This is a genomic window from Achromobacter sp. SLBN-14, from assembly GCF_006715415.1.
Taxonomy (GTDB): domain Bacteria; phylum Pseudomonadota; class Gammaproteobacteria; order Burkholderiales; family Burkholderiaceae_B; genus Achromobacter; species Achromobacter mucicolens.
The window spans coordinates 2880104-2893787 of sequence record NZ_VFNE01000001.1; the positions used below are offsets into that span (position 1 = coordinate 2880104).

The 13684-nt window shown below is 66.7% G+C and carries 14 protein-coding genes; 2 read left to right on the plus strand and 12 right to left on the minus strand.

Annotation, left to right across the window (positions count from 1 at the left end):
• The first annotated feature begins 141 nt into the window (after positions 1-141).
• Positions 142-1476 (plus strand): DUF3100 domain-containing protein, encoded by a 1335-nt coding sequence (locus FBY20_RS13225; protein ID WP_142052582.1) that lies wholly within the window; start codon positions 142-144, stop codon positions 1474-1476.
• Between the two features lie 146 nt (positions 1477-1622).
• On the opposite strand, the gene FBY20_RS13230 is transcribed toward FBY20_RS13225, so the two are convergent.
• Together FBY20_RS13230 and FBY20_RS13235 are read right to left on the minus strand one after the other, a co-directional pair.
• On the minus strand, positions 1623-2204 hold the full coding sequence (locus FBY20_RS13230) for a hypothetical protein (protein ID WP_142052585.1): 582 nt from the start codon (positions 2202-2204) through the stop codon (positions 1623-1625).
• Positions 2205-2291: 87 nt separating this feature from the next.
• A complete protein-coding gene (locus FBY20_RS13235) occupies positions 2292-3125 on the minus strand; it encodes an oxidoreductase (protein WP_142052588.1) in 834 nt (277 codons plus the stop codon).
• A gap of 151 nt (positions 3126-3276) precedes the next feature.
• Between FBY20_RS13235 and FBY20_RS13240 the strand changes: the two genes are divergently transcribed.
• The gene (locus tag FBY20_RS13240) at positions 3277-4185 is read left to right on the plus strand and encodes an AraC family transcriptional regulator (protein WP_142055931.1); all 909 of its coding nucleotides are present in this window, start codon (positions 3277-3279) and stop codon (positions 4183-4185) included.
• Between the two features lie 39 nt (positions 4186-4224).
• Here FBY20_RS13240 and FBY20_RS13245 read toward each other — a convergent pair whose 3' ends face one another.
• From FBY20_RS13245 to FBY20_RS13290, 10 genes are all read right to left on the minus strand, one after another.
• Entirely contained in the window at positions 4225-4824 is a 600-nt protein-coding gene (locus tag FBY20_RS13245; protein ID WP_056319865.1) for a glutathione S-transferase, read from the minus strand.
• Positions 4825-4848: 24 nt separating this feature from the next.
• Entirely contained in the window at positions 4849-6555 is a 1707-nt protein-coding gene (locus FBY20_RS13250) for an FAD-dependent oxidoreductase (RefSeq protein ID WP_142052591.1), read from the minus strand.
• 5 nt (positions 6556-6560) lie between these two features.
• Complete coding sequence (locus FBY20_RS13255; RefSeq protein ID WP_142052594.1) at positions 6561-7289, minus strand: SDR family NAD(P)-dependent oxidoreductase; 729 nt, start codon at positions 7287-7289, stop codon at positions 6561-6563.
• Positions 7290-7298: 9 nt separating this feature from the next.
• Positions 7299-8051, minus strand: a complete 753-nt coding sequence (locus FBY20_RS13260; RefSeq protein ID WP_142052597.1) for an SDR family NAD(P)-dependent oxidoreductase — start codon at positions 8049-8051, stop codon at positions 7299-7301.
• Between the two features lie 19 nt (positions 8052-8070).
• A complete protein-coding gene (locus FBY20_RS13265; protein ID WP_142052600.1) occupies positions 8071-8790 on the minus strand; it encodes an ABC transporter ATP-binding protein in 720 nt (239 codons plus the stop codon).
• Complete coding sequence (locus FBY20_RS13270) at positions 8783-9547, minus strand: ABC transporter ATP-binding protein (protein ID WP_056319854.1); 765 nt, start codon at positions 9545-9547, stop codon at positions 8783-8785. The genes FBY20_RS13265 and FBY20_RS13270 overlap by 8 nt, the downstream gene beginning before the upstream one ends.
• Positions 9544-10545 (minus strand): branched-chain amino acid ABC transporter permease, encoded by a 1002-nt coding sequence (locus tag FBY20_RS13275; RefSeq protein WP_142052603.1) that lies wholly within the window; start codon positions 10543-10545, stop codon positions 9544-9546. Before FBY20_RS13275 ends, FBY20_RS13270 begins: the two co-directional genes overlap by 4 nt.
• Positions 10542-11444, minus strand: coding sequence for a branched-chain amino acid ABC transporter permease (locus FBY20_RS13280; RefSeq protein WP_056319850.1), 903 nt, complete (start codon positions 11442-11444; stop codon positions 10542-10544). Before FBY20_RS13280 ends, FBY20_RS13275 begins: the two co-directional genes overlap by 4 nt.
• Positions 11445-11511: 67 nt before the next feature.
• The gene (locus FBY20_RS13285; protein ID WP_056319848.1) at positions 11512-12726 is read right to left on the minus strand and encodes an ABC transporter substrate-binding protein; all 1215 of its coding nucleotides are present in this window, start codon (positions 12724-12726) and stop codon (positions 11512-11514) included.
• 83 nt (positions 12727-12809) lie between these two features.
• Positions 12810-13604 (minus strand): SDR family NAD(P)-dependent oxidoreductase, encoded by a 795-nt coding sequence (locus tag FBY20_RS13290; RefSeq protein WP_142052607.1) that lies wholly within the window; start codon positions 13602-13604, stop codon positions 12810-12812.
• Positions 13605-13684: the final 80 nt, after the last annotated feature.

Here is a 13684-nt window from a genome sequence, read left to right on the forward strand (position 1 = left end):
CCAGGAAAAGGCAATTCGTTGCATTTTACGCAACGTTTCTCGGCGGCGGGTGTCATGGTTGCCCGCTAACGGGCAGAGCGAAAATTGCGCAGTCCGAACCGGCGCGCCCGTTGCGCGCCGTTCGTCATCAGGGGAAAAACAATGTCTCATGCCAGCGCCAGCCTGGCCTTGCCTTCCATGCCGCTATCGGGGCGCGTGCGCATGCTCGCCGCCATCCTGCTGGTGGTCGTCATCGCCGAAGCGATCGGCAGCGTGACCTTCTCGGTCGGTCCCGGCAAGATCGTCCTGCAACCCATGCTGTGGGCCATTTTCATCGGCGCGGTCGTGGCGGCTTTCGGTCAGCGGCTGCCGTCCGGCATCGGCATCGACAAGGCCATGCAGACCCGCATCAGCGGCTACCTGCAATATGCGTTGCTGCCGTTCCTGGCCAAGCTGGGCCTGATGGTCGGCGGCGCCTTGCCGCAGGTGCGCGAGGCCGGCTGGGCGCTGGTGTTCCAGGAGTTCGGCCACTTTTTCGGCACCATGGCCATCGGCCTGCCGCTGGCGCTGCTGCTGGGCATCAAGCGCGAAGCGATCGGCGCCACGTTCTCGGTGGGCCGTGAGCCCAGCCTGGCGATCATCGGCGAGCGCTACGGCATGAATTCGCCCGAAGGCCGCGGCGTCATGGCCGAATACATCACCGGCACCGTGATCGGCGCGCTGTTCGTGGCGCTGATGGCCGGCTTCATCACCAGCCTGAACATCTTCGATCCGCGCTCGCTCGCCATGGGCGCAGGCGTGGGCTCGGGCAGCATGATGGCCGCCGGCGTGGGCGCGATCGCCTCGCAGCAGACGCCTGAAATGGCGCATCAGGTGGCTGCGCTGGCTGCCGCCGCCAACCTGCTGACCACCGTGGTGGGCGTGTACTTCACCCTCTTCATCTCGCTGCCCACGACGATCTTCCTGTACGGCAAGCTGGAGCCCGTGCTGGGCCGCTTTTCGCGCGGCAAGAACGAGGCCGTGGTCGACAACAGCGTGTCGGAAGACGTTCCCGCACACGGCACGAAGATGGGCTTTGGCGACCGCCTGACTGCCTACGTCATCTGTGGCCTGTTTGCGTTGGTGGGCAACCGCCTGGGCTACAACGTGCCGTTCGCGGACGCGCTGCCCGGCATGGGCATCATCGTGCTGCTGGTCGTCATCACTGACCTTATCCTGCGCGTCGTGCCCAAGCTGCCGGCGGTGTTCGTGCTGTCGCTGATCGCCATGACGGCCGGTTGCCCCGGCGTGCTGCCGTACTCGGACCAGATCATCGCAATGGTCGGCAAGGTCAACTTCCTGCCGTTCACGACGGTCATCCTGGCCATGGCCGGCCTGTCGATCCTGAAAGACCTGCCCGCCTTCCGCAAGCTGGGCTGGAAGATCGTGGTGGTGTCGCTGGCCGCCAACGCCGGCACCTTCATGGGCGCCACGATGATCGCGGAATTCTTCCACTGATCGGTCTTCGCGCCACGAGAAAGCCGCCTTTTCAGGCGGCTTTTTTCATGGGCGGGCTTGGGGGCGGTGTCAGACACCCGTCGAGACGCCGTCGCCAATTGACGGGTGTCTCATTTGGGTGTCTGACACCGGGGTCAGCGCGGGAATCAGGGCGCGGCGCCGGGCCGGTAGCGCGCGTTGTCGGTCACGTTCTCGGTGGGGCCGATGTTGGCCACCGCCGGAACGGCGGCGCTGGCTGCCTTCATGACAGCCGCGGCCTGCAATTCGACCTGCGGATTGCCCATGGCGACACGATAAGGTTGCAGCGGCGCCAGGCCTTCGATGGTGCCCCAGTCGTTCGCGGCCTGGGCGCGTTGGGCCGCCGGGTCGGGCCGAGCGGCAAAGTCTTCGACCGCGCGCCGCATCCGGGCGTCCGCATACAGGTCGCGCAATTCATCGATGTTGAGGGCGGGGGCGGCAAGAGCGAGGGGTGCGGCCGCGGGGTCAGCGTTGCCTCTGACGCGCGGGGCGTTTTGCTCGGCCCTGGCCAATTTGTCGGCCTGGGCGCGTTCCAGGCGCTGGGCTTCGCGGGCGGCCTGGGCCTGGGCGGTGCGCTGCGCCTGGCGGGCCGCGAAGTTCTGCGCGGCGCGTTCGGCTTCCCAGGCGGGGCGGTTCTCATCCAGCATCGATACGCGCGCCGGGAAAGGCGCGGCGACGTGGGGGATGGCGGAGATCGCTGAAATGGCCATGCGGGCGCTCCTTGTCGTGATTGACCTTTGGGTTGGTCTGTCAGGGGAGATGCAAGTTCACTGTAGCAAAGCCTTCTGCGCAGGGCTTTATCCATCTGTGGATTTCGTAACCGTCTCCCACGCCGCCAATTCCTCCTGCAAGGCGGCCAGCTTGCCCCTGACCAACCCGAGCGCATCGCTGCCCAGCAGCAGGTGCGCGGGCGGATGATCGGCGGCGATGGCCGCCAGCATGGCGCGCGCCGCCTTGCGCGGGTCCCCCAGCTGTCGGCCGCTTTTCTCTTCGCGCGCCTTGCGGATGGGATCGAAGATGGCGTCGTAGTCCGCAATGGCGCGTGGGGTACGTGTCATGGATCGGCCCGCCCAGTCAGTGCGGAACGATCCCGGCGCCACGGCGGTCACAGCGATGCCCAGCGGCTGCACTTCCTTGCCCAGGGCTTCGGAAATCCCCTCCAGCGCGAACTTGCTGCCGCAGTAGTACGCGATCCCCGGCATGGTGATGTGGCCGCCCATGGACGTGATGTTCAGGATGTGGCCGCGCCGGCGCTGGCGCATGAAGGGCAGGACCGCTTTCATCATCGCGACCGCGCCAAAGACGTTCACGTCGAACTGGCGGCGCATTTCCGACAGCGGCGACTCTTCCATCACGCCTTCGTGACCGTAGCCCGCGTTGTTGACCAGCACATCGATCGCCCCGGCGCTGGATTCGATATCGGCCACGACGCCGTCGATGGCGTCGAAGTCGGTGACGTCCAGGACGCGCCCGATGGCCGCGTCTGGGGACAAGGCCTCGAAGGCGATCCGCGCAGGGTCGCTGCGCACGGTTCCCACCACGCGATGGCCCGCGGCCAGGGCCTCCTCGGCCAATGCGCGGCCGAAGCCGCTGCTGACGCCGGTGATGAGCAGGGTTTTGGGAGAGGTCATGGAGTCGGCTCCAAAGTCAGTGGAGAATGCATGGTAGTCTCGCAAAAACGCGCGGATAAGCCGTATTCCGCTACTTATCTTGCATAAAACTATGAACGCGATTTCCCCGACCGTGGACGGCGCGGCAGGCCCCGCCCTTGCCGAGAGCCGCATGGCCGAGCTGCTGCGCGGCTTGGCGCCCCATGAGGGCTACAACCTGACGGCGTTGCCCAGCGTGCGCGTGCTGCGCGCCAACCGCGCGCTGGCGCGCACGCCTGTGCTGTATGACCCCGGGATCGTGATCGTCTGCCAGGGCAGTAAGCGCGGTTACTTCGGCGATCGGCTTTACCTGTATGACGAGCAGCACTACCTGGCCGTCTCCGTCCCGGTTCCTTTCAGCATGGAGACTGAAGCCACGCCCGAGCGTCCGCTGCTGGCGCTGTACCTGCACCTGGACTTTGCGTTGGCGGCGGAGCTGGCGTCGCAGATCGACGGCGCCGGGCAGGCGGCGCCTGTCCAGGCGCCGCAAAGCATGATGTCGACCCCGATGGATGAAGCGATGCGGGCGTCGGTGCTGCGCTTCATCGAGGCCATGGCCAAGCCGTTGGAAGCCGCAGTACTGGGAGCCGGTCTGCTGCGCGAACTCTATTTCCGCGTGCTGACCGGCCCGCAGGGCAGTTCGATGCGGGAAGCACTATCGCTGCGAGGGCAGTTTGGCCGTATTGGCAAATCCCTGCGTGTCATCCATGCGGAGTATGCCCAGCCGCTGGATGTCACCAGGTTGGCGAATGAGGCGGGCATGAGCGTGCCGAGCTTTCACAGCCATTTCAAGGCGGTGACGCAGGTCTCTCCGATGCAATACGTGAAATCGACCCGCCTGCACCAGGCTCGCCTCTTGATGGTGCGGCAGGACCTGACGGCCGAGACGGCGAGCCAGGCGGTGGGCTACACGAGCCCGTCGCAGTTCAGCCGCGAGTTCAAGCGCCTATTTGGCCTGACGCCAGCGGCAGAGGCGCGGCGCATGCGCGAAGGTTTCGCCATACCAGCCTTCGCGCAAGCCGAGTTCGTGTCGTCGCATTGATGCCGTGGCAGTTACCGGCGCAAAACGCCGGCGGCCGGATCAGGGCTTGGTGGCCTGCATCGAGGGGCGTTGGCTGAAATCCTCGTACCAGGCAGCCGTGGCCGGGTGCGAGGCGCGCCAGTCCAGGTCAGGGAAGCGGAAGTCCAGGTAACCCAGCGCGCAGCCGATGGTGACGGTGCCGATGTCCAGGCGGCCTGCGAGGCCCGCGGCGTTCTTCTCGATGAGCGCAAGGCCATCGCGCACCTTGCCCAGCTGGCCCTCGACCCAGCCATCCCAGCGCAAGGCCTCGGGACGCAGCACGGTCTCGTAGCGCGCCAGCAGCGCCGCGCCCAGCATGCCGTCGGCCATTGCCTGCTCGGTCAGCACGGGCCAGCGGGCCTTGCCGGCAGGAAAAAACGATCCGCCGCCCAGGTCGTTAAGATACTCGCAGACAACGCGGCTGTCGAACAGCGCCTGGCCTTCATCGGTGATGAAGGTGGGCACCTGGCCCAGCGGATTGCTCGGGATGATGGTCTGGTCGCGGGCGACGGGACCGGCGGCGCTGGGCAGCTTTTCAATCCGGTCGGCCAGGCCGAGTTCGTGGGCGATGACCATGCACTTGCGTACGAAGGGCGAAGCGGGCGAGAAGAAGATTTTCATGGGGTTCCCTGTCGGTGAGAGGCGTCAGTGTTGCGCATGGGCCAGGTGCTGTCCAGCCACCCAGCCAAAGGTCAAGGCGGGGCCGAGCGTGATGCCCGGCGCGGGGTACGCGCCGCCCATCACGGACTGCATGTCGTTGCCCGCCACGTAAAGGCCGGGGATCGGCGCGCCGGCGGCATCCAGCGCCTGCGCATGGGCGTTGGCGGCAATGCCGCAGGCGGTGCCGATGTCGCCCGGGTACACCTTGACGGCGTAATAAGGCCCATCGCCAAGCGGCGCGAGGCACGGATTCGGCTGGTGCTGCGGATCGCCCAGGTAGCGGTTGTAGGCCGTGCTGCCCTTGCCGAAATCCGGATCGGTCCCTTGCGCGGCGTGCCGGTTATAGCGTTGGACGGTGGCCTGCAGCGCGTCGGCCGGTACGCCGAGCCGGCCGGCCAGCGCCGCCAGCGTGGACGCCTGCAAAAGGTAGCCCTGGTCGATCAGGTGTTGGCGGGGGCGGCCGCCGGGCAGGGCCAGCCCAAGGCCCCACGTGTCGATGAACCGCTGGTCGCAGACCAGGAATGCCGGGATGCTGGGCACGGTCTCGTTGCTGCGGTACATGGCCTGCACGAACTCGTGGTACGAGGTCGATTCGTTGACGAACCGGTTGCCCGCGCCATTGACGGCGATCAGGCCGGGCTTGGCGCGGTCCCAGACCAGATGCGGGTAATTGAGCGGCGTGCCCGTGCCAGTCTCCAGCACGGAGACTGGCGCCCAGAACGCCGGACTGGCATGGCCGCTGCCGAACGCCGCGCCGGCCCGCTCCGACAGCCGGATGCCATCGCCGGTATTGCCGCGCGGGGACATCGACCAGCCGCCGGTCGGCTGCGGGTAGGTTCGCGCGCGCCGTTCCGGATCCCACGGGAATCCGCCCGTCGCCATCACGACGCCACGGCGTGCGCGCACGTTGACCGTCTTGCCGTCCCGCGACAGGGCGGCGCCCAGCACGCGCCCCGCGGCGTCGCGGTGCAGCGACAGCGCGGGCGTTTGCAGCCAGAAGTCGATGTTGCGGGTCAACAGGCCATGAAACAACTGGGCCGCCAGCGCATTGCCCAGCAGCAGCCGCGTGCCGCGGTGATACCCGCGCGCGCGGTCCGAGGCGTAACGCAACACCAGCTTCATGCTGTGGCGCCAGGCCGCGAACGAACGCGTGGCGCCAAGCAGGTGCCGCACGTCGGTGATGTTGACCATCATGCCGCCGAGCACGGTGAATTCCTTGAGCGGGTCGCGCAGGAGACGCATGCGGCTGCCTAGCTTGCGGCCGTCGAATTCGACCGGGTCGAGCGAGCGGCCGCCCATTGCGGCGCCGGGCCGGTCAGGGTAGTAATCCGGCGAGGCGGTGCGCGCGGCAAGCTGCAAGAGGCCGCGCGACACCAGGTAATCCATCATGCGCGGGCCTGCCTCCAGATAGGCCCGCTTCATGTGTTCGGGGGCCGCCGCGCCCACCGTCTGGTCCAGATAGGTCCAGACGCTGTCCATGCTGTCCGGATGGCCCGCCGCTTCAGTCTGCGCGTTCAGGGGGATCCACACCGCGCCGCCGGAGATCGCCGTCGATCCGCCGATGCGGTCGGTCTTTTCGACCAGCAGCACGTCCAGCCCTTCCTCGTGCGCGGTCAGCGCCGCGGCCATGCCGCCCGCGCCGGAACCCACGACGAGCGCATCCACTTCCTTGTCCCATGCGATCTGGTCCATGCCGCCTACGCTCCCGATCCGCCCAGCGACTTGCCGCCGTCCACGAAGATGACCTGCCCCGTGATGAAGTCCATGTGCGGCGCGGCCAGGAAGGACACCGCATTGGCGATGTCTTCAGGCCGCCCCGCGCGCCCGGTCGGCTGCAAGGCCAGTTGCGCGGCCATGCGCTCGGGCGTCAGGTTGCGCAGCAATGGCGTATCGATGAGGCCGGGCGCAATGGCGTTGACCAGGATGCCGCGTCCGGCCAGTTCCATCGCGCTGGCGCGCGTGTAGCCAACCAGCGCCGCCTTCGAGGCCACGTAATGCGGATGGTTCTTCGCGCCCAGATAGGCGCGCGACGCGATGTTCACGATCTTTGCGCCCGGCAGCATGGTCCGCGCCGCTTCCTGGGTCAGGGTGGCGACCGCCAACAGGTTCACGTCGAACGCGCGCCGGTAGTCATCGCTCGTCACGTCGAAGAACGTGCGCTCGTCAAAGAGGCCAGCGTTGTTCACCAGCGCGGCCAGCGGCGGCAATGCGTTCGCCAGCGCGCGCGTGGCGGCTTCGTCGGCCAGGTCCACGACGCGGTGGCTGACATCCAGTCCCCGGTCGGCCAGCGCCCGTGATTCCTTCTCCGCCAGCGCCCCGTTGCGATCGGCCATCACGACGCGAAATCCATCCCGCGCCAGCCGCTCCACGATCGCCAGGCCCATGCCGCTTGCGCCGCCCGTGACCAACGCCGTTCCCAGACTCATGATTTCTCCTTAGACAGCCAGATAGCCGCCGTCCACCGGCAGCACCACGCCATTGACATAGCTGGCCAGGTCCGAGGCCAGAAACAGGATGGGGCCGACAATCTCGTCAGCGCGCCCCGCGCGCGCCATGGGGGCGCGCCCCATGTACCAGTCGGTGCCGCTGGCCTGGGCGCGCTGGCCGGCGGTCATCTCGGTTTCCATCAGGCCCGGCGCCACCGCGTTGACCCGCACGCCGTGGGGCGCCAGGTCGCGGGCCAGCACTTCGGTGAACGAGCGCACGCCGCCCTTGGATACGACGTAGCCCGCGGTCGAAATGCCGCAGCCGTAAGCCACGATGGAACACAGGTTGACGATGGCGCCGCGCGAGGCCTTGAGCTGTTCCACGAAGGCATGCGTGACGTTGAACGTGCCTTGCAGGTTCACACGCATCACGCGGTCCCAGATCTCGGGGGTACGCGGATCGTCGAACGGCGCGCGAGCCGAAATGCCGGCGTTGTTGACGAGGATGTCCAGCGGACCGTGACGCGCCGCGCAGTCGGCAGCAAATGCGCGCACCGCCTGCTCTTGGGTCACGTCCAGTTCGGCATGCGCGGCATGGCCGCCGGCCGCGACGATGGCCTGCGCCGTCGCGGCGGCAAGGGCCGCGTCCACGTCGGTCACGATCACGCGGGCGCCTTGCCGGGCAAATCCCTGTGCGATGGCGGCGCCCAGGCCGCGCCCGGCGCCCGTCACCAGGACGCGCTTGTCTTGCATTGAGATCATGGCTTTTTCCTTGCGGCGCCTACGCGCCCAGATAGGCACGCTGCACGCCTTCGTCGCTGGCGAGCGCGGCGGATTGCCCGTCCAGCGCGATCTCGCCGTTCTCCAGGATGTAGGCGTGACTGGACACCGACAGCGCGAGTTTGACGTTCTGTTCGACCAGCAGAATCGTGATGCCCTGTTCGCGGTTCAGCCGCAGGATGATGTCGAAGATCTGCTCGACCACAAGCGGCGACAATCCCATGGACGGTTCGTCCATCAGGATCATGCGTGGCCGCGCCATCATGGCGCGGCCGGTCGCCAGCATCTGCTGCTCGCCGCCAGAAAGTGTGGCGGCCTTTTGTTCGAAGCGTTCTCGCAGGCGCGGAAAGGTGTCGCACACCATGTCCATGTCCTGCCGGACAGCGTTGCGGTCCCGGCGCAGGTAGGCGCCCATTTCCAGGTTTTCGCGCACGCTCATTTCGCGGAAGATCTCGCGGCCTTCCGGCACCTGCACGATGCCGCGTCCAACGATCGCATCGGCGGACAGGCGATGGATGGGTTCGCCCGCGAAACGCACGCTGCCCGCCGTGGGCGAGACCAGACGCGAAATCACGTTCAACGTGGTCGACTTGCCCGCGCCATTGGCGCCCAGCAGCGCCACGATGGCGCCTTGCGGCACCTTCAGCGACACGTCCTGCAATGCGCGGATGTTGCCGTAGGCGGCCGACACCGCATCGACTTCCAGCAGAATCTCAGCCACCGGCTGCTCCCTTGCCCAGATAGGCCTCGATGACACGGGGGTTGTTGCGCACCTCGGCGGGCGTGCCCTCTGCGATCTTTTCGCCAAACGACATGACGGTGATGCGATCCGATATGGACATCACCAGTTGCATCACGTGTTCCACCAGCAACACCGTGATGCCGTCCCGCTCGCACAATTCGGTCAACAGGCGGTCCAGCGTCTCGATCTCGCGGTTGCGCAGGCCCGCCGCCGGTTCGTCCAGCAACAGCAGGCGCGGAGAAATGGCCAGCGCGCGCGCCAGCTCCAGCATCTTCTGGCGTCCGAAGTCCAGACTGCAGGCGGGGGTGTCCAGGAAGTCTGCGAGGCCGACGCGCTCGAGCAGATGCTCCACCCGCTCGCGTGCCTCGGCCGCCGCCGGGCGCAACAGCTTGCGCGGGCCATTCGCGCCGTGCGCGTACGTTCCCAGCAGCGCGTTCTCCCGCACGCTGAGCGCGCCGAAGAGCTCAAGGTTCTGGAATGTGCGCGCCACGCCCAGCGCCGCCATTTCGTGTGGCTTCTTGCCCGTGATGTCGGCGCCATCGAAGGTGATGCTGCCGCTCGTGGGGCGGTAATAACGCGATATGCAATTGAACGTCGTCGACTTGCCGGCGCCGTTTGGACCGATCAACGCGTGAATGCGGCCGCGTTCCACCTGCATGGACAGCCCGTTGATCGCCGTCAGGCCGCCGAATTTCACCGTCAGTCCCTGCACGTCCAGATAAGGATGGGTGCTCATGCTGCGCTCCTTTGCGGGGATTTGGAGGCGGTGGCCGCCGCGCGCGTGGCCGAGGGCAAAGGCGCGGCCGGCGGGGGCGCGCGCCGCGCCGCGCGGCCCGCAAACAGGCCCTTGGGCGCGAACATCATGAAGCCCATCAGAATGACGCCGTAGATGATTTCCTGGAATGACAGCGCCTGGCGCAGCAGTTCGGAGATGAGGCCGAAGGCCAGAGCCCCCGCGATGGCGCCGCGTACCGAGCCGATGCCGCCCACCACGACCATGGTCAGGATCAGGATGGTGGTCTGAAAGCCCAGGCTTTCGGGATGGATGAACGACGCGAAGAGCGTGTACATGCCGCCGGCGATGCCGGCGTAGGCGGCCGACAGCGTGAACGCGGTGCGCTTGATGGCATTGACGTTCACGCCCATCGCCTGCGCCGCGACATCGCTCTCGCGCACGGCCCGGAAGGCCGATCCCAGTTGCGAGCGCGACAACGCCACGGTGGCCCACAACAGCAGCGCGGCGATCAGCACGACAAAGGGGTAGGCCTTCATGTCCGACACCAGTTCGTACCCGAAGAGCGAGGCGGGCGAGATGCGGAATCCGTTGGATCCGTTGGTGACCGATTGCCAGTTCAGGAACACCCATTGCATGGCTTCCCCGAAGGCGAACGTGGACAGCGCCAGATAGATGTCGCGCATGCGCAGCGCGAGCGCGCCGATCACGTAGCCCAGCGCCGCGGCCAGCAGCCCGCCCGCCAGAATGGAGACGAAGAAGGGCGGATGCAACAGGTTGTTGATGAGCCCGGCGGTGTAGATGCCCACGCCATAGAAGGCCGCGTGCGACAGCGCAAACTGCCCGGTTTCGCCGATGACCAGGTGCAGGCCCAACGCCAGCACGACGAACACCATCAGCAGGTTGACGACGTAGACGACATAGCCGCTAGCCATGAAGGGCAGCGCCACCAGCACGACGGCCATGAGCGCCAGCAGGACGCGATCGATCTTGTTGCTCATACTTTCTTCACCTGCAGTTTGCCGCCCAGCAGTCCTTGCGGGCGCACCAGCAGCACGACCATGATGGCCACGAAGGGCGCCACCACGATGGCATTGGTCGAAATGAACAGCCCCACCAGGTTCTCGGCAATGCCGATCACAAAGCCCCCGACCACCGCGCCGGGCAGGCTGGTGATGCCTCCCACGATGGCGGCGGCATAGGCCAGGATGGCGATGTGGCCGATGTCCGGGGTGATGAGGATCTTGGGCGTGATGAGCAGCGCCGCGACGGCCGAAATCAGGCCTGACAGCGCCCACACCATCATGCGGATGCGGGTGAGGTTCACGCCCGTCAGCCGCGCTGCCTTCGGATTCATTCCCACCGCGCGCATGGCCCGGCCAACGCGCGTGTAGGCGAACATCCCGAACAGCAGCAGCATGACGATGACCGCGACGGCGAAGATCAGCAGATCAAGCCGGGTCAGCACGGCGTCGCCGATGATGACGGCGTCCGTGGACGCAAGCGGCGGCAGCGAGCGCGGGGTGTCGCCCAGGCCCGATGTGCGCACCAGCCCCTTCAGGGCGTACGCCAGTCCCAGCGTGGCGATGACCATCTGCACGCCCACGCCCTTGGAAGCGATGACCCGTTCCATGACGACGCGCTGGAACAGGCCCGACAACAGGGCCACCGCGGCCAGCGTGACCGGAATGACCGCCATATAAGGCCATCCCATCACCAGGATGAGGAACAGCGCAATGTAGCCGCCCACCATGAAGATTTCGCCCTGGGCGAAATTCGGCACATCGGTGGTCTTGAAAATGATGACGACGGCGACGGCCAGCAACGCGTATACGCTGCCCGTCACCAGCCCCGACAGCACCCCCTGCTGCAGGAACAACCAGGTATCGGCAAAGCTCATGATGTTCTCCGGCGGCCCGCGCGATGCTGCGCCATCGCGCGGGCGTGGCCCCTGACGGGCCGCGGGTTTACTTCTGGTATTGCCAGGTGCTCTTGAAGGCGCCAGGCACGAGCGTCATGTTCGTCCCATCGAACTTGATATAGATGGCGGCCTCCTGCGCGGCGCGGTCGCCCGGGCCGAACTCGATGGGGCCGGCCATGACGCCCGAGTCGAACTTCATGGTTTCCAGCGCCTGCAGCACCTTTTCACGCGTGGGCTGCGGGCCGGCGGCCTTCAGCGCGTTCACGACCGCCATGGCGGGCGGAATGCCGTAAGGCATGTAGGACTGCGGATGCCCGGGCTTGGCCGCCAGGTCGGGATACGACTGCTTGTACATGTCGTACACCCACGTCAGCTTCGGCCCGCCCGGCAGATCGGCCAGCACGTCCTGGATGTACACGTTTTTGAACGCATCCTTGTTGCCCACGTTCTCCACGAGCTGCTTGAGATCCGCCGTGCCATTGACCGCCAGCACGATGGGCTTGTTCCAGCCCAGTTCGTGCGCCTTCTTGATGATGAGGGCGGCGGGGCGCGCATACGTTGTCAGCAGCAGCACATCGGGATTGCCCGAGCGGATCTTCAGCATGGGCGCGGTCACGTCGGTGATGTTCGGGTTGACCGACTGCACCTGCAGCGCCGGGTCGCCAAGCTGTTTTGCCTGCGACTGCGCCGCCTCCAGGTTCCAGCCGCCGTACGCGTCGTCATGATTGATGTAGCCGATCTTCTTGGCCTTCAGGTGTTCCGATGCGAACTGCACCATCGAGCCGCCGACGGCGTGCTGCGAGATCGAGAAGGCGCCGTAGATGTACTTGGACGGCGGGTAAAGCGCGCCGTCGCCCGAGGCATTCAGCATGACCAGCGGCACTTTTTCGCGTTCGATGTATTCGCGCGACGCGACGACGGCCGCCGAGCACGATCCCCCGTTCAGCAGGAAGACCTTGTCCTGCTCGTTCAGCTTCTTCACGGCGGCGACCAGATCGTTGGCATTGCAGCGGTCGTCTTCCACGACCAGTTCGATCTGGCGGCCGTTGACGCCGCCTTCCTTGTTGACCTTGGCGTACCACATCTTGGCGGCGTTCAGCACGTCAAAGCCGTAGGCCATGCCGCTGCCCGACAGCGGCGCAAAGACGCCGATCTTGATGGTCTTGTCCGTGATCCCCGGCTCCTGCTGCGCCTGCGCGGCGGCCGAAAAGGCCAGGGCGCACAGCGCGGCGGCGGCCGCGTAGCGACTACGTTGGTTCATGCTTGGTCTCCCGTTCTTTTTTGGATGCGCGTCTTTGGTGGATGACGCTTTGATGCGTTGACGGCGGTGCCGCCGGGTAAGTCTTACTGCATGCGGTAGCCGCCGTTCACGTCGATGACGCTGCCGGTGATGTAGCCCGCATCTTCCGAGGCAAGGAACCGCACGGCCGCGGCCACTTCCTCGGCGGTGCCGATGCGGCCCAGCGGGATGGCCTGTGCAGCCGCGGCCAGCGCGCCGCTGCTGGTGACGGTGCTGCGCAGCATGTCGGTGTCGATCAAGCCGGGCGCGATGCCGTTGACCGTGATGCCAAGATGGGCGGCCTCGCGCGCCATGGCCTTGGTCAGGCCCAGCACGGCCGACTTGGCGGCAATGTAAGAGGCGCTGGAACGGTAGCCGCCCAGTTGCGCGGCGACCGACGTGAAGGTGACGACCCGGCCATGCGCCAGCGGCTTGGCTTCGCGCCGGCGCAGGTAGGCGCGTCCGCACAGGAACACACCGCGCGCATTCACGGCAAAACTGCGTTCCCAGATATCGAGCGACGTGTCCTTGATGAGCGGCCGCTCGCCGTTCTCCTGGAACAGCAGCAGTCCGGCCGCGCTGACCAGCACCGCGATGGGGCCGTGCTGGCTTTCGATCTGCTCGAATGCGCTGTCGACGGCCGCTTCGTCGCTGACGTCAAACGCATGCGCGGCATGGGGCGCGCCCAGCTCGTCGGCCACCCGGCGCGCACGGTCGCTGTCCACGTCCGACACCACCACGCGCAGACCGGCCTGTGCGAGTTCCCGGCAGATCGTGGCGCCGATGCCGCCGCCGCCGCCGGTCACGAGGGCGAGTCGGGACCCCGGGCCGGCCGTGGCGGGCTTGGATACATTGGTCATGCTGTCTCCTCCGTGGCGTGTCGTCCATCCTTGGGATTGGATCGGCCGCCAGTCTGATTTTTTGCGATTATGTATACATG